The organism is Sinorhizobium sp. M4_45 (assembly GCF_002885915.1).
GTDB lineage: Bacteria > Pseudomonadota > Alphaproteobacteria > Rhizobiales > Rhizobiaceae > Sinorhizobium > Sinorhizobium meliloti_A.
In genome coordinates, this window is record NZ_NWVE01000001.1 from 269662 (window position 1) to 292598 (window position 22937).

The 22937-nt window shown below is 62.0% G+C and carries 21 protein-coding genes and 1 tRNA gene; 20 read left to right on the plus strand and 2 right to left on the minus strand.

Annotated elements, in window-relative coordinates; genetic code table 11:
• The first annotated feature begins 149 nt into the window (after positions 1–149).
• The 11 genes from dnaG (at position 150) to CN933_RS01385 (ending at position 12427) form a co-directional block, all read left to right on the plus strand.
• A complete protein-coding gene (dnaG, locus tag CN933_RS01330) occupies positions 150–2153 on the plus strand; it encodes a DNA primase (protein WP_018095618.1) in 2004 nt (667 codons plus the stop codon).
• A gap of 45 nt (positions 2154–2198) precedes the next feature.
• Positions 2199–4109, plus strand: coding sequence for a DNA helicase RecQ (gene recQ, locus CN933_RS01335; RefSeq protein WP_018095617.1), 1911 nt, complete (start codon positions 2199–2201; stop codon positions 4107–4109).
• A gap of 139 nt (positions 4110–4248) precedes the next feature.
• Entirely contained in the window at positions 4249–5436 is a 1188-nt protein-coding gene (locus CN933_RS01340; RefSeq protein ID WP_018095616.1) for a glycine C-acetyltransferase, read from the plus strand.
• 23 nt (positions 5437–5459) lie between these two features.
• Positions 5460–6494 carry an L-threonine 3-dehydrogenase gene (tdh, locus tag CN933_RS01345; RefSeq protein ID WP_018095615.1) on the plus strand — a complete coding sequence of 345 codons (1035 nt, stop codon included), beginning with the start codon at positions 5460–5462 and terminating at the stop codon, positions 6492–6494.
• A 438-nt stretch (positions 6495–6932) separates the two neighbouring features.
• Positions 6933–8987, plus strand: a complete 2055-nt coding sequence (rpoD, locus tag CN933_RS01355; RefSeq protein ID WP_018095614.1) for an RNA polymerase sigma factor RpoD — start codon at positions 6933–6935, stop codon at positions 8985–8987.
• A gap of 272 nt (positions 8988–9259) precedes the next feature.
• A complete protein-coding gene (locus CN933_RS01360) occupies positions 9260–9550 on the plus strand; it encodes a GYD domain-containing protein (protein WP_003532955.1) in 291 nt (96 codons plus the stop codon).
• A gap of 201 nt (positions 9551–9751) precedes the next feature.
• Positions 9752–10321, plus strand: a complete 570-nt coding sequence (locus CN933_RS01365; RefSeq protein WP_018095613.1) for a transglycosylase SLT domain-containing protein — start codon at positions 9752–9754, stop codon at positions 10319–10321.
• Positions 10322–10416: 95 nt separating this feature from the next.
• On the plus strand, positions 10417–10770 hold the full coding sequence (locus CN933_RS01370) for a DUF1428 domain-containing protein (RefSeq protein WP_018095612.1): 354 nt from the start codon (positions 10417–10419) through the stop codon (positions 10768–10770).
• A gap of 123 nt (positions 10771–10893) precedes the next feature.
• Positions 10894–11316, plus strand: a complete 423-nt coding sequence (locus tag CN933_RS01375) for a secondary thiamine-phosphate synthase enzyme YjbQ (RefSeq protein ID WP_018095611.1) — start codon at positions 10894–10896, stop codon at positions 11314–11316.
• A 94-nt stretch (positions 11317–11410) separates the two neighbouring features.
• Complete coding sequence (locus tag CN933_RS01380) at positions 11411–11815, plus strand: ketosteroid isomerase-related protein (RefSeq protein ID WP_018095610.1); 405 nt, start codon at positions 11411–11413, stop codon at positions 11813–11815.
• Positions 11816–12070: 255 nt separating this feature from the next.
• Positions 12071–12427 carry a hypothetical protein gene (locus CN933_RS01385; protein WP_018095609.1) on the plus strand — a complete coding sequence of 119 codons (357 nt, stop codon included), beginning with the start codon at positions 12071–12073 and terminating at the stop codon, positions 12425–12427.
• 93 nt (positions 12428–12520) lie between these two features.
• Here the strand turns inward: CN933_RS01385 and CN933_RS01390 are convergent, their stop codons facing one another.
• Positions 12521–13309 (minus strand): SIMPL domain-containing protein, encoded by a 789-nt coding sequence (locus tag CN933_RS01390; protein ID WP_003537551.1) that lies wholly within the window; start codon positions 13307–13309, stop codon positions 12521–12523.
• 145 nt (positions 13310–13454) lie between these two features.
• Between CN933_RS01390 and CN933_RS01395 the strand changes: the two genes are divergently transcribed.
• The 6 genes from CN933_RS01395 to CN933_RS01420 all read left to right on the plus strand — a co-directional run bounded on the left by CN933_RS01395 (position 13455) and on the right by CN933_RS01420 (position 19226).
• Positions 13455–13530, plus strand: a tRNA-Ile gene (locus CN933_RS01395).
• A gap of 236 nt (positions 13531–13766) precedes the next feature.
• Entirely contained in the window at positions 13767–14729 is a 963-nt protein-coding gene (locus CN933_RS01400; RefSeq protein WP_102761195.1) for an SDR family NAD(P)-dependent oxidoreductase, read from the plus strand.
• Positions 14730–14925: 196 nt separating this feature from the next.
• Positions 14926–16629, plus strand: a complete 1704-nt coding sequence (locus CN933_RS01405) for an alpha/beta fold hydrolase (protein ID WP_080636491.1) — start codon at positions 14926–14928, stop codon at positions 16627–16629.
• Between the two features lie 93 nt (positions 16630–16722).
• Complete coding sequence (locus CN933_RS01410; protein WP_018095589.1) at positions 16723–17688, plus strand: MBL fold metallo-hydrolase; 966 nt, start codon at positions 16723–16725, stop codon at positions 17686–17688.
• Positions 17689–17817: 129 nt separating this feature from the next.
• Positions 17818–18255, plus strand: a complete 438-nt coding sequence (locus tag CN933_RS01415; protein WP_018095588.1) for a DsrE family protein — start codon at positions 17818–17820, stop codon at positions 18253–18255.
• Between the two features lie 125 nt (positions 18256–18380).
• Complete coding sequence (locus CN933_RS01420) at positions 18381–19226, plus strand: SDR family NAD(P)-dependent oxidoreductase (RefSeq protein WP_102761196.1); 846 nt, start codon at positions 18381–18383, stop codon at positions 19224–19226.
• Positions 19227–19260: 34 nt separating this feature from the next.
• On the opposite strand, the gene CN933_RS01425 is transcribed toward CN933_RS01420, so the two are convergent.
• Complete coding sequence (locus tag CN933_RS01425) at positions 19261–20214, minus strand: AraC family transcriptional regulator (protein ID WP_348627586.1); 954 nt, start codon at positions 20212–20214, stop codon at positions 19261–19263.
• 88 nt (positions 20215–20302) lie between these two features.
• Between CN933_RS01425 and CN933_RS01430 the strand changes: the two genes are divergently transcribed.
• From CN933_RS01430 to CN933_RS01440, 3 genes are read left to right on the plus strand one after another with little or no spacing between them, the layout of a single operon-like run.
• Positions 20303–20755 carry a nuclear transport factor 2 family protein gene (locus CN933_RS01430; protein WP_102761197.1) on the plus strand — a complete coding sequence of 151 codons (453 nt, stop codon included), beginning with the start codon at positions 20303–20305 and terminating at the stop codon, positions 20753–20755.
• Positions 20752–21837, plus strand: coding sequence for a Gfo/Idh/MocA family protein (locus CN933_RS01435; protein ID WP_018095584.1), 1086 nt, complete (start codon positions 20752–20754; stop codon positions 21835–21837). Before CN933_RS01430 ends, CN933_RS01435 begins: the two co-directional genes overlap by 4 nt.
• Positions 21830–22861 carry a quinone oxidoreductase family protein gene (locus CN933_RS01440; RefSeq protein WP_026168656.1) on the plus strand — a complete coding sequence of 344 codons (1032 nt, stop codon included), beginning with the start codon at positions 21830–21832 and terminating at the stop codon, positions 22859–22861. Before CN933_RS01435 ends, CN933_RS01440 begins: the two co-directional genes overlap by 8 nt.
• Positions 22862–22937: the final 76 nt, after the last annotated feature.

Genomic DNA, 22937 nt, shown 5'->3' on the forward strand with positions numbered 1-22937 from the left:
CCCTTGGATCGAGCACGTACCTGTGAATAGCGGGCAAGGCGCAGGCTGCCTGTGGCTTCCTTCGGCCATGCCGCTTATATGGAGGTTTGCATGCATGTCGTTGCCCGAAGCCGCTGCACGGGCTCGGGCGACATGCGGTAGAGGTAACCATGCGCTTTTCACCGTCCTTCCTCGACGAGATACGCGACCGCGTCCCCATTTCGGACGTGATCGGCAAGCGCGTCACCTGGGACCGGCGCAAGACCAATGTTTCGCGCGGCGATTATTGGGCCTGTTGCCCGTTCCACGGCGAGAAATCTCCGAGCTTCCACTGCGAGGATCGCAAGGGCCGCTACCATTGCTTCGGCTGCGGCGTTTCCGGCGATCATTTCCGCTTCCTGACCGAGCTCGAGGGCCTGAGTTTTCCGGAGGCCGTGCAGCAGATCGCTGATTTGGCGGGCGTCCCGATGCCGCAGCCGGACCCGCAGGCCGAGCAGCGCGAGCGGGAACGTACGAGCCTGCTCGACGTCATGGAACTGGCGACGCAGTTTTTTCAGGATCAGCTTCAGACGGCGAACGGGGCAAAGGCGCGCGCCTATCTGCGCGAGCGCGGACTGACCGGCCGCACGATCGAGACGTTCCGTCTCGGCTTTGCACCCGACAGCCGCAATGCACTGAAGGAGTTTCTCGCCGGAAAGGGTATCGGCAAGGAGCAGATCGAGGCCTGCGGCCTCGTCGTGCACGGCGACGGCATTCCGGTTTCCTACGACCGCTTCCGCGACAGGATCATGTTCCCGATCCCGTCCGCCCGAGAAAAGGTGATCGCCTTCGGCGGGCGCGCCATGTCGCCGGACGCCCCGGCAAAATATCTGAACTCCAACGAGACCGAGCTCTTTCACAAGGGCAATGTGCTCTTCAATTTCGCCCGCGCCCGGCGGGCTTCGCAAGGTGCCGACGGCGCAGGCACGATCATTGCCGTCGAAGGCTATATGGACGTGATCGCGCTTCATCAGGCTGGGATAGAAAATGCCGTTGCGCCGCTCGGCACGGCGCTGACCGAAAATCAGCTCGATCTCTTATGGAAGATGACGACCCAGCCGGTGCTCTGCTTCGATGGCGACGGCGCCGGCGTGCGCGCCGCCCATCGGGCCGTCGATCTCGCGCTGCCCCATTTGAAGCCTGGCCGGTCCGTGCGCTTTGCCCTGTTGCCGGAGGGCAAGGACCCGGACGATATGGTGCGCCATGACGGACGCGAGCCCTTCGACAAGGTGCTCGCCAATGCCCGCTCGCTCGCCGACATGGTCTGGCAGCGCGAGGTGCAGGGCGGCGATTTCGACACGCCGGAAAAACGCGCCGAACTCGAAGCGCGGCTGCGGCAGGTGACCTCGGTAATCGCCGACGAGAGCGTGCGCCGCCATTATGGGCAGGACATGCGCGACCGCCTGAATGCGTTTCTCCAGGGGAGCGCGCCGTTCAGAGGCGAGAGGCGGCCGTTCGAGCGAGCCGGGAGGCAGGCGGGCAGGCAGGGTGGCAGGGGCTGGTCGCCGGCTCCCAACCCGGTCATGGGCGCGGCCGTGGAGGCTGGGACCGCCGGCAGTTCCAAACTCAATCAGATGCTGAAGGCCCGCGGCTCGCTTCGCCCGCCGGTACTTCGCGAGAGCGTGCTTGCATTGACGATCGTCAATCATCCGCAATTGCTGTTCGACGAGTATGACGAGATTGCCACGATCGAGTTCGACCACCGTGATCTGCAGCGCTGCTGGGCTGCGGTTCTGAACGCGGCGGCGGCGAACGGATTGCGGCTCACGCGGGAAACCCTCATGGAGCAGCTCGAGGCGGAGGGATTCTCCACGCTGATCGCCGCTCTGGACCGGCAGGTGCGCTATGCGCGGCTCTGGACCGCAACGGCGGCGGCGGCTCCGGAGGATGCACGCGAAGGTTACCTTCAGGCCCTGACGCTTCATCGGCGGACGAAGGCGCTGCTCTGGCAGAAGCGGGAACTCGAGCGCGAGATCGCGGAAGCCACGGCGTCCGAAGACGTGGAGCAGGGTCAGCGGCTTGTGCGCGCCATGGAGGAGGTGCAGCTCGAGCTTCACCGGATGGACAAGCTCGAAGCGATCATCGAAGGCTTCGGCGTGCTTTCCGGCCGCGTCAAGGGCCCGGCGGCTCGTTAGCCGATACTCTCACGACGGGCCGGTTGAGCAGCGGCCCGAGCCGGTTTGTCTTCAATCAGCCGCGACCCCATACTGCGTGCTCCCGATGAAAGCGATTCCATGCCCGAAAGCCACAACACCGCCCGCCTGTTCGAAACGGAAGGCCTCAACAATCCCCTCGATCTCCTGAAGCGTATCTACGGTTATTCCACCTTCCGCGGTCAGCAGCAGGCGGTCGTCGACCATGTGGTTGCCGGTGGCGACGCCGTCGTGCTCTTTCCGACGGGGGCGGGAAAATCGCTCTGCTTCCAGATCCCGGCGCTCTGCCGCCGGGGCGTCGGCATCGTCGTTTCGCCGCTGATCGCCCTGATGCGCGATCAGGTGGAGGCGCTGAAGCAGCTCGGCATCCGGGCCGCCGCACTCAACTCTTCATTGACGCGGGACGAGGCGATCGCGGTCCGCCGCGCTCTTTCGAGAGACGAACTCGATCTCCTCTACGTGACGCCGGAGCGCGCCGTCACCGATGGCTTCGCCGAAATGATCGCCGATGCCGACATCGCCCTTTTCGCGATCGACGAGGCCCATTGCGTATCGCAATGGGGACATGACTTCCGCCCGGAATATCGCGGTCTCGGCTGCCTCGCCGAGCGCTTTCCCGGCGTGCCGCGCATCGCGCTTACCGCCACCGCGGATCCCCATACGCGCGACGATATGATCGAGCGGCTGGCACTCGGCGGCGCGCGTGTTTTCACCTCCAGCTTCGACCGACCGAATATCGCCTATGAGATCGTGGAACGCGATCAGCCTCGCCAGCAATTGCTGCGCTTCCTGTCGCGCTTCAAGGATGCAAGCGGCATCGTCTATTGCCTGTCGCGCGCGAAGGTCGAGGACACGGCGGAATGGCTCGATGCACAGGGCATCCGTGCACTTCCCTATCATGCCGGCATGGAGCGGGCGGCGCGCGACGCCCATCAGGATGCATTCCTGAAGGAGGAGAATCTGTGCCTCGTCGCAACCGTCGCCTTCGGCATGGGGATCGACAAGCCGGATGTGCGCTACGTCGCCCATCTCGATCTCCCGGGCTCGGTCGAGGCCTACTACCAGGAGACGGGGAGGGCGGGTCGCGATGGTCTGCCTTCCGAAGTGTGGATGGCCTATGGCATGGCCGACGTCATTCAGCGCCGGCGGATGATCGACGAGGGCGGGGCGCCCGAGGAAATCAAGCGCATCGAGCGGGCGAAACTCAATTCGCTGCTTGCCATTTGCGAGACGGCAGGCTGCCGGCGCCAGGCCATCCTCGCGCATTTCGGTGAGGCTCATCCGGGCGGCTGCGGTCATTGCGACACCTGCCTAAAGCCCGTCGAGACCTGGGACGGCACGGAAGCGGCGATCAAGGCGCTTGCCGCCGTCTACCGGACCGGAGAGCGCTTCGGAACCGGCCATCTGATCGATGTGCTTACGGGCAGCGTGAACGAGAAGACGGAGCGCTTCGGCCATATCGACATGCCGGTCTTCGGGGCCGGCAAGGACCTGCCGGCGCGCACCTGGCAGTCGATCTTCCGGCAACTGCTCGCCGCCGGGCTGATCTCCGTGGACCACGGCGCCTTCGGAGCGTTGAAGCTCGAGCCCGAGGCCCGCAGCGTCTTTCGCCGCGAACGGCAGGTGCTCTTCCGCAAGGATCGTCCGAGCTCCGGCAAGGCCAAAGCCGCACGCGGGTCGAAGGCGACCGGGGAACGATCGGACCTCGCGGGATCGGATCTCGAGTTGTTCGAGCGGCTCCGGTCGGAGCGCCTCTCTCTCGCCCGAGAGATGGACGTGCCGCCCTATGTCGTCTTTCCGGATACGACCTTGATCGCTCTCGCCAAGCGTCGTCCGCGCGATTTCGACGAATTGCTCGACGTTCCCGGTATCGGCGAGAGCAAGCGGGAGAGATATGGCGAAGCGTTTCTCGCCGTGATCGAGGCGTTCGAGGGCTGAAGTCGACGCGGGATGATGGAACCGCCCTCGTCCCGGTGCGGGCGTGGGCGCAGCATCGAAACCGATTCCATGAGCAGTGCCATCGTGATAGTCGTCTAGACTGGTGAAATGAAGTTCTTGTCTCGAAAGCACGCAGCCCATGACCACGGCCTTCCTCTCCCATCTCCGTTCGGAACTCGAAAGCCTCAGGCAGGCCGGGCTCTATAAGTCCGAGCGGGTCATCACCTCCAAGCAGTCGGGCGAGATTGAAGTCGCTTCCGGCGAGCGCGTCCTGAATTTCTGCTCCAACAACTATCTCGGCCTCGCCGACAGCGATGATCTTGCGGAAGCCGCGAAGAGCGCGCTCGACCGTTACGGCTACGGCATGGCGTCGGTGCGTTTCATCTGCGGCACGCAGGAGGAACACAAGGAGCTCGAAGCGCGCATATCCTCCTTCCTCGGCATGGAGGATACGATCCTCTATTCCTCCTGTTTCGACGCCAATGGCGGTTTGTTCGAGACGCTGCTCGGCGAGGACGACGCGATCATCTCCGATGCGCTGAACCATGCCTCCATCATCGATGGAGTGCGCCTCTCCAAGGCGAGGCGCTTCCGCTATGCCAACAACGACATGGCAGCACTGGAAGAGGAGCTGAAGAAGGCGGAAGGCAGCCGTTTCAAGATGATCGCCACCGACGGCGTCTTCTCTATGGACGGCATCATCGCCAATCTCCAGGGCGTCTGCGATCTGGCTGAGAAATACCACGCCATGGTCATGGTGGACGACAGCCATGCGGTCGGTTTCGTCGGCAAGCATGGCCGCGGCTCCGCCGAGCATTGCGGCGTCGAAGGACGGGTCGATATCATTACCGGTACGCTCGGCAAGGCGCTCGGCGGCGCTTCGGGCGGGTATACCTCGGCGAAGGCCGACGTCGTCGAGTGGTTGCGCCAGCGCTCGCGGCCCTATCTCTTTTCCAATACGCTCGCGCCCGTCATCGCGGCCGCCTCTCTCAAGGTTTTCGAGCTGATCGAAGACGGCGACGCTCTGCGCAACCGTCTTTACGCAAACGCGGCGCTCTTCCGGAGCGAGATGTCCCGGCTAGGCTTCACGCTTGCCGGCGAGGGCCATCCGATCATTCCGGTCATGCTTGGAGATGCGGCGCTCGCACAGGAGATGGCGGCGCGCATGCTGAAGAAGGGCGTCTACGTCGTGGGCTTCTCCTTCCCGGTGGTGCCGAAGGGGCAGGCCCGCATCCGTACGCAGATGTCCGCGGCGCACAGCGAAGCGGATGTCCGCCGTGCGATCGCGGTCTTCGAGGAGGTGGGCCGCGAACTGGAGGTGATCTAATTGGCACAGGCGAGGATCGAGCGATGACCAACATGATGAAGGCACTCGTCAAGACGAAGCCGGAGGTCGGCCTCTGGATGGAGCGCGTGCCGGTGCCGGAAGTCGGCCCGAACGACGTCCTGATCCGTGTCAGGAAATCGGCGATTTGCGGCACCGACGTCCACATCTGGAACTGGGATCAATGGGCGGAGAAGACGATCCCGGTGCCGATGGTCGTCGGACACGAATTCATGGGCGAGGTCGTCGAGGTCGGGCCGGCCGTCAGCAAGCATCATGTCGGCGAGCGCGTTTCCGGAGAAGGTCACATCGTCTGCGGCAAATGCCGCAATTGCCGCGCGGGCAGGGGGCATCTCTGCCGCAACACGCTCGGCGTCGGCGTCAATCGCCCCGGCTCCTTCGCCGAGTTCGTCTGCCTTCCCGAATATAATGTCGTGTCGATCCCCGACGACGTGCCGGACGAGATCGCCGCAATCTTCGATCCCTTCGGTAACGCCGTCCATACGGCGCTCTCCTTCGATCTCGTCGGCGAGGACGTTCTGGTCACCGGTGCCGGGCCGATCGGCATCATGGGGGCGATGGTGGCCAAGCGTTGCGGTGCCCGCAAGGTGGTGATTACCGACATCAACCCCGTTCGTCTGGATCTCGCGCGCAAGCTCGGCATCGACCACGTCGTCGACGCTTCGAAGGAAAATCTTGCCGACGTCATGCGGGTGATCGGCATGACCGAGGGCTTCGATGTCGGGCTGGAAATGTCGGGCGCCGCGCCCGCGTTCCGCGATATGATCGACAAGATGAACAATGGCGGCAAGATTGCGATCCTCGGCATTGCACCGGCGGGCTTCGAGATCGATTGGAACAAGGTCATCTTCAAGATGCTCAACCTCAAGGGCATCTATGGCCGCGAAATGTTCGAGACCTGGTACAAGATGATCGCCTTCGTCCAGGGCGGGCTCGACCTCTCGCCGATAATCACCCACCGGATCGGCATCGACGATTTTCGCGACGGCTTCGAGGCGATGCGCTCGGGCAATTCCGGCAAGGTGGTGATGGACTGGTAGACGGAGTCGCGGTCGCGAGCGATTGCCATCAGGATTCTTCCGGAAAAATCGCGCAACCCTTGTCTTTCTTTGGGGCGCTCCTACATGTTGAGCGAAAGCTGATAAACAGCGCAAAATCCCGTCCATGAGCGTTTTTTGCCGATTTGCGCGGTTTTTCACCGGAAATGCTTGACGGGATCAAAAATTCTGGGAATCACCATTTCAAGCAGAAATGGCGACATGGTACGGCGGATAGGAAATCATGCCAGGGACGTTTCAGTGGCAGGACTGTCGAAGCTTGCCCGTTCACCGCGATCGCTGTCGTGGTTAATCAGGAATTAAATATCATCCCGTTACGTCAGGGGAAATAATCGGTGGCGGGTACGCGGCGTGCCCGGACCTCCGAGTAGCATTGATTACCGGGCGCCGGCCGGTTGCGACAAGGAAAGCGACGAATAAATGGCAACAAAAGTCAAAGAAAACGAAGAAGCCGACGTTGAACGTGAAGGTGCACCGGACGGTCCGCTTCTCGATCTTTCCGACGATGCTGTCAAGAAGATGATCAAGGCCGCCAAGAAGCGCGGCTATGTGACCATGGACGAGCTCAACTCCGTTCTGCCCTCCGAAGAAGTGACTTCCGAGCAGATCGAAGACACGATGTCCATGCTTTCCGACATGGGCATCAACGTCATCGAGGACGAGGAAGCCGAGGAGGCTGCCGCCAGCGACGACGATGACGGCGCCGACGAGGGCGAAAGCGAAGGCGGCGAACTCGCGCCTGCCAGCGGCACCGCGCTTGCAGCCAGCAAGAAGAAGGAGCCGACCGATCGCACCGACGATCCGGTGCGCATGTATCTGCGCGAGATGGGCTCCGTGGAGCTTCTCTCGCGCGAAGGCGAAATTGCCATCGCCAAGCGTATCGAGGCCGGCCGCGAAACGATGATTGCCGGGCTTTGCGAGAGCCCGCTTACCTTCCAGGCGTTGATCATCTGGCGCGACGAGCTGAACGAAGGCCAGACTCTGCTGCGCGAGATCATCGATCTCGAGACGACCTATTCCGGCCCCGAGGCAAAGGCTGCACCGCAGTTCCAGAGCCCGGAAAAGATCGAAGCCGACCGCAAGGCTGCGGAAGAGAAGGAAAAGGTACGCAAGACCCGCGCTGCGGCGAACGACGACGACATCACCAATGTCGGCGGCGAAGGCCAGCCATCCGAAGAAGAAGAGGAGGACGACGACGAGTCGAACCTCTCGCTCGCCGCGATGGAAGCGGAACTGCGTCCGCAGGTGATGGAGACGCTCGACGTCATCGCCGAAACGTACAAGAAGCTCCGCAAGCTGCAGGACCAGCAGGTGGAAGCGCGCCTTGCCGCGACCGGCACTCTGTCGCCGGCGCAGGAGCGCCGCTACAAGGAGCTGAAGGACGAGCTGATCAAGGCTGTGAAGTCGCTGTCGCTCAACCAGAACCGCATCGACGCTCTGGTCGAGCAGCTCTACGACATCTCCAAGCGCCTGACGCAGAACGAGGGCCGTCTCCTGCGCCTGGCCGAATCCTATGGCGTCAAGCGTGAGGCGTTCCTGGAGCAGTATTCCGGCGCCGAGCTCGATCCGAACTGGATGAAGTCGATCAGCAATCTCGCCGGCAAGGGCTGGAAGGAGTTTGCCAGGGCCGAAAACCAGACGATCCGCGACATCCGCCAGGAGATCCAGAACCTTGCCACCGAGACCGGCATTTCCATTGCCGAGTTCCGCCGCATCGTATCCATGGTCCAGAAGGGCGAGCGTGAAGCGCGTATCGCCAAGAAGGAGATGGTCGAGGCCAACCTTCGTCTGGTGATCTCTATCGCCAAGAAGTACACGAACCGTGGCCTGCAGTTCCTCGATCTGATCCAGGAAGGCAACATCGGTCTGATGAAGGCGGTCGACAAGTTCGAGTATCGCCGCGGTTACAAGTTCTCGACCTATGCGACATGGTGGATTAGGCAGGCGATCACCCGTTCGATCGCCGACCAGGCCCGCACGATCCGCATTCCGGTGCACATGATCGAGACGATCAACAAGATCGTCCGCACCTCTCGCCAGATGCTGCACGAGATCGGTCGCGAGCCGACGCCGGAGGAACTGGCGGAAAAGCTCGCCATGCCGCTCGAAAAGGTGCGCAAGGTCCTGAAGATCGCCAAGGAGCCGATCTCGCTCGAAACGCCGGTCGGCGACGAGGAAGATTCGCATCTCGGCGATTTCATCGAGGACAAGAATGCGCTGTTGCCGATCGACGCGGCCATTCAGGCGAATCTGCGCGAGACGACGACGCGCGTGCTCGCCTCGCTCACGCCCCGCGAGGAGCGCGTGCTGCGCATGCGTTTCGGCATCGGCATGAACACCGACCATACGCTGGAAGAAGTCGGCCAGCAGTTCTCGGTCACCCGCGAACGCATCCGGCAGATCGAAGCGAAGGCGCTGCGCAAGCTCAAGCATCCGAGCCGTTCGCGCAAGCTGCGCTCGTTCCTGGACAGCTGATTCCAGAACCTTCCACGAAGTAACGAAGCCGGGCCTGGATCTAGCGCCCGGCTTTTCTTTGTGCGCCGGGCCTGGCGCAAAACCGTACCTCGTTTTCCTCGAATTGCTTTATACTTTGCGCGTTGCGGCAGAGAAGGTCGCTCCCTCCCATCGCCGGGAACATGGCGTCCCGAGGCCGCATATGAGCGCGCGAATGCGCTCCGGTATTCTTCGATACAGGGCATCCTTGAGCGCCTTCGGCCGAAGGCGGGATGCTTTGCGGGAGGTGTGAGATGACGACTTACGTTCTGCTTCTCAATTGGACCGAGCTGGGTATCAGGAACGTGCGCGAGTCGCCGAAGCGGCTCGATGCGGCAAGGAGGCAGCTCGAGGAAATGGGCGGTTCCTTCAAGGACTTCTATCTGACGATGGGCGAACACGACATGGTTGCGATCTGCGAAGCGCCCGACGACGCAGTCGCTGCGCGCTTCGCTATCACGCTCGGCATGAACGGCAATGTGCGTACGCGCACGCTGAAGGCCTTCCCGGAGGCCGCCTACCGAGAACTGATCGGTACGCTCTGATAGAGCGCTTCCGGACCGCCGCTCATCTGCCGCCGGCGCCTTCTCCCCGCAAGGGGCGAACGGACACGTTCGCCCGCTCCCCGCCTGCGGGGAAGCTCGGATTCTAACCCGAGGAGAGGGGTAGCCCACCTTCGCCTACGCATAAAAACCGATCCTTAAGATTTACGTCTTATCAACCTCTCGCAAACGAGAGGTTCCGCGATGCGTTGCGTTTTTGTCGTCGTCCTCCTGTTGTTGGCCGGCTGCGGGACGGTGCCGAGAGAGACCCGGAACGCCTGTGCGGTTTTCGAGCAGCGAGATGGTCTTTTCAACAATTGGCGCAGGGCTGCCTACGCGGCAGAGCGCGAATACGGCGTGCCGGTCCCGGTGCTGATGGCGACGATCTATGCCGAGTCAGGCTTCCGCCATAATGCCAGGCCGCCTCGCACGAAGCTCTTCGGCTTCATCCCGTGGACAAGGGTCTCTTCGGCCTACGGCTACTCGCAGGCGCTTGACGGCACCTGGGCGCGCTATCAGTCCGAGACTGGCCGGTGGACGGCGCGCCGATCGGATTTCGGCGACGCGATCCGCTTTATCGCCTGGTATCACAATCAGAGCCACCAGCGGAACGGCATCGCCCTCAACGATACCTACCGGCTCTATATCGCCTATTATCACGGCCACAGCGGCTATGCCCGCGGCAACTGGAGCGATACGGCAAAGGCCGGCGCCAAGAGAGCATCCGGCATGGCTGCGAACTACGCGCGCCAGCTGCGCGGCTGCGGCTCCTGACTCGAGCGGATGACGGCAGCCATCAAAATGTCGACCCCCTGTCGGATCCTGCGCTCTTCGATCGTCCTTGTGATGTCAACGTGGAGGAGACGAAAATGGCGTATGTGGACGGTTTTCTCGTTGCAGTGCCGACGGCCAACATCGAGGCCTACAAGAAGCTGGCGAGCGCGGCGGGTGCGGTGTGGAAGGAGCATGGCGCGCTCAATTACGTCGAATGCCTCGCAGACGACGTGCCCTATGGCGAACTCACATCATTCCCGCGCGCGGTTCAGGCAAAGGACGACGAGACCGTCGTCTTCTCGTGGATCGTCTACCGGTCGCGTCAGGACCGGGACGCGATCGTCGCCAAGGTGATGGCGGATCCGAGACTACAGGGCGACGAATGGAAGTCCGTCTTCGATGGAAAACGCATGATCTATGGCGGGTTCGAGGCTTTCCTCGAACTATAGAAACGGCGTTGCGGCCTGCGGTACGATCCCGTAAGTCATGGAGCGAACCGGATGCTAGACAGGCCCCGTACGTCAATGGACATGCGGGGTCACAGCAGCGCCCGGAAGCTGGCGGAGGGGAGAATGGCGCAGACTGTCATCGCCATATCTACGAAAGGGCAGGGGCTCTACGAGTTCACGGCCGCGGCCGGCGACTTCGTGCGCGCGTCCGGCGTGGATGAAGGATTGCTCACGGTTTTCGTCCGTCATACTTCCGCTTCGCTGATCATCCAGGAGAACGCCGATCCGGACGTGAAGCGTGACCTCCACGCCTTTTTCCACCGGCTGGTACCGCCGTCCTCCGATCGCTCGATGAGCTGGATCGTCCATACGTTGGAGGGGCCGGACGACATGCCGGCCCATATCAAGGCGGCACTCACACAGGTTTCGCTCGGCATTCCCGTCATGCAGGGACGCCTGGCGCTTGGAACCTGGCAGGGGCTTTATCTGTTCGAACACCGCGACCGGCCGCACCGCCGCGAGATCGTCCTGCATCTCGGCAGCTGACGAGGCGCAGGCGCGGGCGGGCGCTACCATTTTCTCTTTCCGCGCGGCCGGCGCATTGCGGTAGAGTGAAGCGGGGGACAATTCGGAGGAGAAAATGACAGACGCCCAGACGATAGCCAGCCGTTTCATCGAAGCCCTGAACGACCGCGACTTCGACACGCTTTCGCGTCTCGTCGGCGAGGACGTCGCGTTCGACTCGCCCACCGGGGAGCGAACCCTCGGCGCCGGCGCGCTCAGGAGCTGGGTGATGAATTATTTCCGCCATTTCGACGAGAGCTTCGGCGACGTCGTGTTGATGCGGGACGCCGGGGGTGAGCGGGTGGCGGCGGATACGACCGCGCGCGGTACCTATCGCGAGACGATGGCCGGCTTTCCCGAAGCCTCCGGTCAGGCCTATTCCATTGCTAGCGTCTTCGTCTTCGAGATCGAGGACGGTCTCATTGCGCGACTCAGCCACTATCGCAACAGCCGCCTCTTCGAGCGCGAGCTGGCTGGGTGAGCCCGTCTTAACCGTCTGACGCCAACGCGTCCGGACGAAGAATCTTTATACACTTTTCTGAAGTGCTCTTAGCCTGTCGGATCAATAACTTGGCCTGCCGGAATGTACCGGGGGTTTGGAGCGATTCATGGCGCGTCGGCGGCGTGATGAACCTGAATACTGCATGAACGGAGGGTTCCGGTGCCGTTCAGTTTTGCGGGCCTATGTTTGCCTCAATCGTCAACCAGAACCGCTTCGTCACACCGGAGAAAAGCAATGAAAAAGTTCCTCGTTAACGCCGCCGTCGCTGCAGTGATCGGATTGACCGGTCTGGTTTCCACGGCCTCGGCTCAGTCGCTCACCCTGGAATTGGGTCCGGGCGGCGGCGTCCACTACCGCGACTATGACCGCCACGACGACTGGCGCGATCGCCGACACTATGACCGCCGCGACCGTCGCGGCCGCTGTGCACCCGGCCTCGCCGTCGAAAAGGCACGCGATCGCGGTCTCCGCCGCGCCTATGTTGCCGACGTCACGGGTCGCCGCGTCGTCGTCGAAGGCCGCCGCCATGGGCACCGCCAGGCCATTATTTTCGCCAATGCACGCGGATGCCCGGTCATCGGCCGCTGGTAAATCACCGGTTTTCCGTCTCGTCTCCCCCGGCCGACGGAAATGGAGCCCTCACGCCCTGGCGTGGGGGCTCTTTGCTTTGCGCTTCGGACCCCGTTACTGATTGACGGCGAACGTCACGTTGACGGTGACGTTATAGGCATTCTCGCCGGTCGCCATCGGAACCGAATCGGCGGCGGCAAATTCCTTCGCCATGCTGCGGACCACGGGGATCGGTTCGGGCCGGGAGGGCTGCTCCGCGATCTCGATCACGCGTCCGAGCGAGACCCCCGCCGCCTCGGCCAGGACCTTGGCCTTGTTGATGGCGTCGGCGACCGCGGCCTTGCGGGCTTCCGTGATCACGGCATCCGGCTTGTCGTTGGTGAACTCGATGCCGCCGCCCTGATTGACGCCGAGGGTCACGGACTTGTCCAGGATCTCGCCGAGCTGTCCCAGATCCCGCACGCGCACGCCGACGCCGTTGACGACCTGGTACCCCACCAGTTCCGGCGGCCGATTACCGCCGTCATTGTTCGGCGGATAGTGATATTGCGGATTGATCGAGAAGCCGCTCGTCTGCAGGTCGCGCTCGGCGATCCCGGCCTGCTTCAATGCCGAGAGCACGTCCGCCATCGCCTTGTTGTTGGCATCGAGCGCTTCGCGCGCGGTCTTGGCGTCCTTGACGACGCTGAGCTGCAAGATCGCCATGTCCGGAGCGGTCGTCGAGCGGCCCTCGCCGGAGACCTTGATTACCGCCTGTCGGCCCCTGACACCGTCCGGGCGCCCCTTGCCATCCCCCTTGCCGGCGGTGCTCTCCTGAGCCGCCGCAGCGGCTGCAAAGGCACCGGCAAATGCGGCTGCGACTGCGGCGACATGAACGGTACGGGCAATACGTGTAGAAAACATGGACGTTTCTCTCCGGTTGTTTATCCTCGATTCCATGCTTACCGATTGTGTAGCTATTGCGGCAATGGCTTGTCGGCAAAAAGGTTTTACGCTAGAGCCTGCACAGCGGACTGCCATTGGTCCGCAACCGCCGGCGACGACGGCAGGGCCTGTAGCTCAATGGTTAGAGCCGGCGGCTCATAACCGCTTGGTTGGGGGTTCGAGTCCCTCCGGGCCCACCATTTTTCTTTTTTTTCAATGATTTACATGGCGGATTTTCCAGAAAATTTGGAAAACCTTTGGGTAAACCCTCCGGGCAAAGAACAAGGCGGCTCGATGGCCGCCCCTTTTTCATTCGCCAGCAACCCGCATGCGGGGCCGCACTCCCTCCAATATCGAGCCCTCTCGCCAGTTCCGCCCCAACCGGCTATCAACTGGGTGCGCCCGGTTCCCGAGACGTTCAACGCGCGGAGGAAAAATGGCCCAGACGCCGCTTCACACTTCATTCGGTCCCACCGTAACGGCCGCGCAAGTCGCACTTCGTTCGGACCTCACCGGGCAAACAGCAATCGTTACAGGCGGTTCCTCCGGTCTTGGCTTGGAGACCGTGAAAGCGCTGTCTTCACGCGGAGCATTTGTATGCGTGCCCGCGTTGAACCCTTCCCTTGCCGCCGCAGCCCTTGAGGGCATTGAGCGTACTGAGGTTTGTCCCATCGATCTGATCGACGCACCCTCCATCCGCGCCTTCGCAGACGCATTCCTCGGGCGTCGAAAGCGGCTCGACCTCCTTGTTCTCAATGCGGGCGTAATGGCGAGACCCTTGTTCCGCGATGCGGACGGTCGTGAGGGTCATTTGTCCATCAACCACCTCGGACATTTTCGCCTGACGTCGTTGCTATGGCCCGCGTTGGTCTCGGCGGGCAAGTCACGGGTGGTCGTGATGTCGTCTCGCGGTCACCAAATGGGCGACGTCGACTTCGACGACCTGAATTTCGAGCGGCGTGCTTATGAGAAGTGGAGGGCCTATGGGCAGTCCAAGACAGCGAACGCGCTTTTTGCCGTCGCGCTGGATGCCCGGGGTGTAGATCACGGAATACGCGCCTATTCCGTACATCCCGGCATGATCATGACTGCCGGCATCGGCCATCTGAGCCGCGCCGAGTTCGACGCTTTCGGAGCCCTTGCGCCTGACGGCTCACCGATAATCGATCCGGTCAGGGATATGAAGACGGTGGAACAAGGCGCTTCCACTGCGGTTTGGTGCGCCACCGCGCCGGAACTTGAAGCGATAGGCGGTGTCTATTGCGAGAACTGCGGCATAGCGGCAATCAGTCCCGATGGACCCGATGGAGTACGCCCTTATGCCGTCGATCCAGAAAGGGCCGAAAGGCTTTGGCGCGAGACTGTCAGTCTGACAGGTTTAGAACCTACGAGAGCTTGACAGAAACGGCCCGTTCCCGATGGTCTCATGACCAAAGCCACGTAATCTTGACAGACTCGATGAAAATCGATGGACGACGTCCCTCTTCGGAAGCATAAATGTGCGCCGGGGACGTCTTTATTTCAGAATCACGAATTTTGGACTGACGTAGCGCTCAGTCCGCATCAAATTTTCAACGGTAATTCAGGATGATGCAATGGAAGGGCAGGCACTCCCAGCCGGAACTGCTATAGCTGACGTCGCGGTCACCTTCGGGCCATTCTCCCTTTATCCTGGCAGACATGTTCTGCTGAAGGAAGGCGAACCGCTGTCGATCGGCTCGCGCGCGCTCGAGATACTGATCGCGTTGGTGGAGCAGGCGGGCGAGCTTGTAAGCAAAGACGATTTGACCGCAAGGGCCTGGCCAAATGCGGCCGTGGAGGAGTCCAATCTAAGGGCGCAGATCGCATTGCTCCGAAAGGTGCTCGGCGACGACCAGACAGCTCCCCGCTACGTCGTCTCCGTTCCCTCGAGAGGCTATCGGTTCGTTGCTCCGGTCACCCGAATGCCACTCGAACCTGCCGCGGGGGAATTAGTCGACAACAACCTTCCGAAGCAACTTACGCAGGTGATCGGGCGCGAAGAGGCGATCAAGATCGTGGAAGGGCGGTTCCAGCGATTCCGGATTGTCACTATCGTCGGCCCTGGCGGCATGGGCAAGACGACGGTCGGCATCCGCGTGGCAGCCCAGCTCCTGTCATCGCACAAAGACGGCATTTGTTTCCTTGACTTGGCTCCGATAACGAATCCGCAGCTGCTCCCGTCTATCTTGGCCTCGGCACTCCGGCTGACAGAGACGTCGGACGATCCGACGAGGAGCCTGATCGGCTTTCTCCGCGGAAAGAGAATGCTGATCGTTTTCGACAGCTGCGAACACATCCTCGAGGACGCCGCACGACTGGCGGAAACATTGCTCCGTGAAGCACCGGAAGTCGCGATTCTGGCAACCAGTCGCGAAGCGTTGCGAGTGGAGGGCGAAAGTGTTTACAGGCTCCCACCTCTCGACATGCCGCCATCGGCTGTCGTCCTGACCGCCGACGACGCATTGAAATACCCAGCCATCCGTCTGTTCGTGGAGCGGGCTGCCTCTTCCGGAAGCGGGTATTCCTTCGATGACGACGAAGCTCCGGTCGTGGCGCACATATGTCGGCAGCTTGACGGGATTGCTCTGGCAATCGAACTTGCCGCGGCACGGGTCGAGGCATTCGGCACGCGCGGCATTGCCGAACTTCTGAACGATCGCCTGCTACTGCTGACAGGTGGGCGGCGCACGGCTCTTCCCCGTCACCAAACCTTGGCGGCTATGATCGAGTGGAGCTACGGAGCACTTTCGGCTCGAGAGCAGACGGTCGCCCGGCACGGTAAGGGCCGGGTCGCCAAGGCCGTCCTGATCTCTGCCATTCCTCCCGTTATGGTCAAGTCTGCTAAGAACCCGGGCGGACTTCCGATCGAGGTCTTCGACGGCTACCGTGCTGCTTTGGCGGCGAACCGCGCGCAGCTCTATCTCGATATCGCCAGCGGCCCGTTCTACGGCTTCAACCGCCCCGGCGCAGCCATATCGGAAGGCACCATTCGCAACTGGTGGCGACAGGGGATGATGGGCGGAGCGAACGCCCACTACGAATGCATCAAGGTCTTTTCCGAGACCGACTTCACGGAGGACCTCCAGGTCATCGACGTGCCCGTTCTGGTCATGCACGGCAGCGACGACCAGGTCGTTCCGATCGCGGACTCCGCGGAGTTGTCCGTGAAGCTGCTCAAGGACGGCAAGCTCAAGGTCTACGACGGCTATCCGCATGGAATGTTCACGACGCATGCCGACGTGATTAACGCCGACCTGCTGGCCTTTATCAAAGCGTGACGCCCCGGGCAGGCCGCGAGGTCTGCCCTACCTCCCACAAATTCAGCTGGATAGCCGTCGGCTCGCCTGCGACCGGCTGCGGAAAGGTATGCCATGAAATCCGAACACATGCTCTCCCGTCGTGGATTTTGCCTTTGCTGCATCGGGGCGGCGGGCTTCGCGGCTACCAGTGGCTGGATGAGTCCCCGCGCCGCCTACGCCGAAGCGCGCGGCTTGGTGAGCCTCATCAAGGATAGCGCCGCCAGTGCCAAGATAGCCACCCATAAACTGAGAGGAAACGTCACCGTCCTCGAAGGCTCCGGCGGCAACATAGCGGTCCTGGACGGCAAAGACGGCCTCGTCATGGTGGACGCAGGCATCAGCGTCTCCAAGACGCAGATGACGAAGACGCTCGCGGCGATCTCCGCCGAGCCCGTCACCCACCTCATCAACACCCACTGGCACTTCGACCACGCGGACGGAAACCCGTGGCTTGGCGCGGGTGGAGCCAAGATCATCGCCCACGAGAACACCCGCAAATATCTCTCGCAGGTGCAGAGGGTCGAGGACTGGGACTACAATTTCCTGGCCCTGGAGCGCATCGGCGTGCCCAAGCATGTCTTCGCGAAGGAGCATTCGCTCAAGCTGAACGGCCAGTCGCTGGACATGAAGTATTACGGCCCGGCGCATACGGACGGCGACATCTCCGTGATGTTCGGCGAAGCAGATGTCCTCCATGTTGGCGACACCTACTGGAACGGCATCTACCCCTTTATCGACCACTCGACGGGCGGCAGCATCGACGGGATGATCGCCGCGTCCGACGCCAATCTGGCCGCCTCGACCGACAAGACCATCATCATTCCCGGCCACGGAAACCCCGTGAGCAACCGGGCGGAGCTCCAGGCCTTCCGCGACATGCTCGTCGCCATCCGGGAAAACGTCGCGGCGCTCAAGCGCGAGGGGCGTTCAAAAGACGAGACCGTCGCCGCCAAGCCCACTGCAGCCTTCGACGCTAAGTGGGGCAAATTCGTCATCGACCCGGCGTTCTTCACCAAGCTGGTCTACGAGGGCGTGTAAAGCCTGACCAGCAATAACCGTTTTCCTGGCGCGTACCTCCCCATCCTCCCGCGCGTCAACGGGACGCCCCCATCTCGGGGCGTCCCGGCATCAAACCGTCGCAGCAGTCTGAACCCTCAGGAGACAGCCATGTCCGAAGCGAAAAGCGCGCTCTTCATCGACATTCCGGTCGAGCTCAAGGAAGTGAAATCCGTCCATAGCATCGGAGGCCTCGAGTTCGAAGGCGATCTTCCCGCGGCGCTGTTCCATCTCCAACTGATCACGACGGACATCGCGAACTGGAAGGCGGCATCCGACATCATCGTGGTCTTCCACACCAACGCCGGCCATGTCACCCTCGACGATGCGGCCTACAACGCCTCCCGCAACATCGCCACGGGCAACCCGTACAAGAAGCTCGTCTCCGATCTCATAGATGTCGGCGTGAAGGTCGAGCTCTGCGGGGCGACCGCCAAGGTCAACGGATGGGGCAACGCCGACCTCCTTCCCCACATCAAGATCAACCTCGACGCCATGGCGCGCACGATCCAGCTCGTGCAGCAGGGTTTCGTCAAAATCACCGAGTGACTTCACGCGCTCCGTCCGGGTGACGGCTCGATCTGCAGGAGGCTCACATGCTTCAAGTCCCACAATTCGGATTCCATTCGACGGCGTCGGAAGTCTTAAGCGACGTCGACCTCCATGGGAAAACCATGATCGTCACGGGAGGCGCTAGCGGTATCGGGATCGAGACGACGGCTGCGCTCGCGGCTGCCGGCGCGTCCGTCGTCATCGCCGTCCGTCGCCCGGAGGCCGCAGAGGAAGTCGTGCAAGACCTCAGGATCAGGACGGCCAATCCCGACATTTCGGTCCGGTCGCTCGACCTTGCCGATCTCCGCTCTGTCGGCCGCTTCATCGAAGACTGGGAGGGCCCGATCCACGCGCTCATCAACAACGCGGGAATCATGGCGTTGCCGGACCTTCGGCGCTCTTCTCAAGGCTGGGAGATGCAGTTCGCGACCAATTACCTGGGTCACTTCGCCTTGACCCTCGGCCTCCGCCGGCACCTTGCCAACGCCCGGGGCGCGCGTGTCGTGTCCGTGAGTTCGAGCGGCAGCCTCTTCGGACCCGTATTCTGGGACGATCCCCACTTTCGCTTTATTCCCTATGATCCGCTGCTGGCTTATGCCCAGTCGAAGACCGCGTGCACGCTGCTGTCCGTCGGGATCAAACAACACTGGAAGGACGACGGGATCGTCTCGAACGCCCTCAACCCCGGCGCGATCGCCACAAACCTTCAGCGCCACACCGGAGGGCTCCGCACCCCAGAGCACCTGCGCAAGACACCCGAGGAGGGGGCAGCGACGTCAGTCTTCGTCGCTGCCTCCCCATTGGTCGAGGGCACCAACGGGCGCTACTTCGAGAACTGCGCTGAGGCACCGATCGTCCAGAGCCGTCCTCAGCTGAAGTTGGAGGGCGTTCCCGGCTACGCGCTCGACCCCTCCAACGCGGAGAGACTTTGGCATATGGCGCTGAAATTCCTGGAAGAGTGCCGATGAACACGCTCCAACACGTGGGTTCCATGTACGAAAATCACCTCGGGTGCGGCTTCCCCCGATGCGCGACAGAGCTCGCCTTCTTGAACATGGCCGGAGTGTGACCCGTGACCCGTTTGAACGCCTTATTGAAGGCTGCGTCGGAGCCGTATCCCACTTTGCGGGCTATTTCCGAGATCGGTGCCGAAGTCTTGAAGAGCAGCGTCGCTGCGCACCGAACGCGCCAACTCGTGAGGTATTCCAGCGGCGTCTGCTCGATAACGCTCCTGAAGCGCACGGCAAAGGCCGATCGCGACATGCCAGCAATTCTGGCCAAAGAGTCGACGGTCCAGTTCCTCGCCGGATCGGCGTGGATTGCCTCGATCACGGGTTTCAGCCGTAGGTCCGACATGGCGGCCAACCAACCCCGTTTCGGGCTCTCGCCGTCCTCGACATACGCTCGCAGGGCGTGGATGAAGAGGAGCTCGAACAGCCGGGATATCGCGGCGTCGGAACCAAGGCCCGGAGCGCCGGTCTCCACTGCCAGCATGTTGAGAACGGAGGCGAAACCAGCGGTCCTGCCGTCGCTTTGCCTGAGGTGCAGGAAGCGGGGCAGCACGTCGAGTGCGGAGTCGCGGTCGATGCGCTCTATCTGGAACGATCCGCTGATGAACGTCGTCGTTGGGCCTCCACCCCCCAAGTTGATCCTGTCGCCCACCCGTCCACGCTCGACATCGACGCAGTCGATCAGGATGGAGCGCTCGTCGTCGAAGATTCGGTATGCAGCCTCGTCGAGCAGGATGAAGACGTCGCCGCTTTCGAGTGTGGTGGTCCCTGGCCGTTCGGGGGTGGTGAGGACGGCCGAGCCGCTGAGGACGTGAACGAATTCGCCGCGCGCTCGCCGGGAGACATGATCCCCCAGGGCGCGCTGGCTTCTAGGCGGGTGAATTTGGCGTCGCTGATGCGCGGTGCGGTCAAGATTTTCGAGAGCGTGTCCATGAGACCCGTGAATTTTGGACGATCAGACAACGGTTCAGGACTAATCGACCTCAAACGTCCAGAACGAGCGCCTTATGTAGACCTCCGAAAGGAGAATGCAAATGCAGGATGATTCACAGGCATTCGATGAGATCGCAATGAGGAAAGCCCGCTATTGCCGATATGTCGACACCAAGCACTGGGAGAAATTCCGGGAGCTTTTCGCCGACGCGCCGACCATCCGTTTCGTTGATCCCGAAGGGCATACGATCCATGCCTTCACGTCGGTCGACGAATTCGTCACGACAAGTGCCAGCTACCTTGAAGGCGCGCGAACGATTCATCACGTCCACAACGCAGAGATGGAGCGCGTCGCGGAAGGTCTGGTCGACGCAATCTGGTTGATGGAGGACTACTTGGTCTTCCCGCCCGCGAACGATGAACGCCCCGCCAGCATGCACGGCTACGGCCACTATCACGAAACCTGGGAGTTTCTGGACGGACACTGGCGCATCGCCAAGCTGGAGCTTCGCCGAACCATTCTGGAATTCTCGCCCAAGGAGCGTTTGCAATGACCCAGGCCCCCATCGGAGTCGGCATCATCGGCGTCCATCCGGACCGCGGTTGGGCATCGACCGCCCATGTCCCCGCGTTGCGTGACCTCGAGCAGTTTCGACTTTCCGCAGTGAGCCACACCCGCATGGAGATCGCAAAGGCATCGGCCGAGAAGTTCGGTTTCGACCATGCCGTTTCGTCGACGGAGGAACTCGTCAATCATCCTGAGGTCGACCTAGTCGTGGTCACGGTCAGGGTGCCGGAACATCTTGGGCTGGTGACGGCGGCCCTGGAAGCCGGGAAATCCGTGTTCTCGGAGTGGCCACTCGGTATGAACCTGCGCGATGCGGAAACCATGAACGCGCTCGCCTTGGAGAAAGGTGTCTCGGCGATGATCGGGCTCCAGACCCGGGCGAACCCGACCATCCGGCATATGCGGAGGCTCGTTTCCCAAGGCTATGTCGGCGAGGTTCTCTCCGCGACGGTCATCGGCTCGGGGATCACCTGGGGCGAGGAGATCGAGGAAGCCTTCCGCTACACGCTCGACCCTTCCCAAGGCGCGAGCATGCTGCACGTGCCGTTCGCGCATACGATCGACGCTTTGATTTTCGCTCTGGACGAGGATTTCCAGACCGTCTCCGGCACCCTCGTCAGCCGCCGCCCGACGATCAGGATGACCGGGAGCCATGAGGTCGTCCCGTTCGAGGTCGCCGATCAGATCGCCTTCACCGGCAAGCTCGCCAACGGCGCGCTGATCACCAGTCACTTCCGCGGCGGGCTGTCGCGTGCGACCAATTTCCATCTGGAGATCAATGGAAGCAAGGGCGACCTGTTGCTGACAAGCCCCGTGGGCTACGTGGGCTTGGGTGGATTCAGCCTCATGGGTGCTCAGGACGGAGAGACCTTGCATTCGCTCTCCGTACCGGATGACTTCGGTATCGACGAAAACGTGCTCACGGGGAATGTCAGGAAACTCTACGAACTCTTTGCGTCCGACATTACCTCGGGCACGCGCCAGAGCCCGACATTCGAGGATGCCGTCAAGTTGCACCGGCTGATTAATGCGGTCGAGCACAGCGGCGGAGTGGCGCGGGATGTTTGACACGATGCGGGCATTGGTTATGTACGAGCCGGGAGGACCCGAAGTCCTGCAGGTCCGAGACGTGGCGAAGCCGAAGATCGATAGACCGTCGGACGTACTCGTCAAGGTCATTGCGGCGGGGGTGAACCCGGCCGACTGGCAGAACCGCAAGAGTGGCCAACGGCACGATCCGAATGCGGAGACTGGTTCACCGACCATCCTTGGAATTGACGGCGTCGGCGTGGTCGAAGCGATCGGTGATGCCGTGGAAGGGATCACTGTTGGGGACGAGGTCTGGTACATCGACGGCGGCTATCCCGGCAATCCGGGGAGCTACGCTGAGTACAAGGTCGTTCACGGCGCTTATGTATCGAAGAAGCCTAAAAGCCTTGACTTCGCGCAGGCGGCCGCACTTCCAGTGGTCGGACTAACGGCGTGGGAAGCCGTCTTCGGCAAGGGCAAGGTCATGTCCGGCGACCACGTCCTGGTACACGGGGGCGCGGGCGGTCTCGGCCATATCGCGATCCAATATCTCTCGACAGTCGGTGCCCGGATCGCAACCACCGTCTCGACCGATGTCAAGGCGGAGTTCGCTCTCGGAATGGGGGCCGAGCTGGCCATCCGCTACCGGACCCAGGACGTCAACAAGGAGCTCAAGGCCTGGAGCGGAAAAGACGGCGCTGACGTCGTGTTCGACTTTGTCGGGCATGACAACTTTGCGCGGAGCTTTGAGCATACTGCAGCTTATGGCCGTCTGGTGAACACTGTGGTCTCTGACTGGCCCAAGGGCGGCAACGCCATGGCGGAATGGAAAAACCTAGACGTCTCGTTCGTCAACATCGGCCTGCCGCAGATCGCTCGCGATCATCGGAACAGGCTGCGACAAGTCAAGGTACTCGACCAGATCGCCGAAATGGTCGACGGTGGCACCCTGCGCGCTCACATCGACCGCGTGGTTTCGTTTGAAGGCGTTGGCGACGCGCATCGGGCACTGGAAGCGGGCGAGACCATTGGCCGGGTCGTCCTGCACATCAAAGGAGAATGAGATGAGCAGAAGCAAATCACCGTTGTCAATCAGCATAGAAACGGGACCCCTATCGGCTTCGCAAACCGATCGCTTG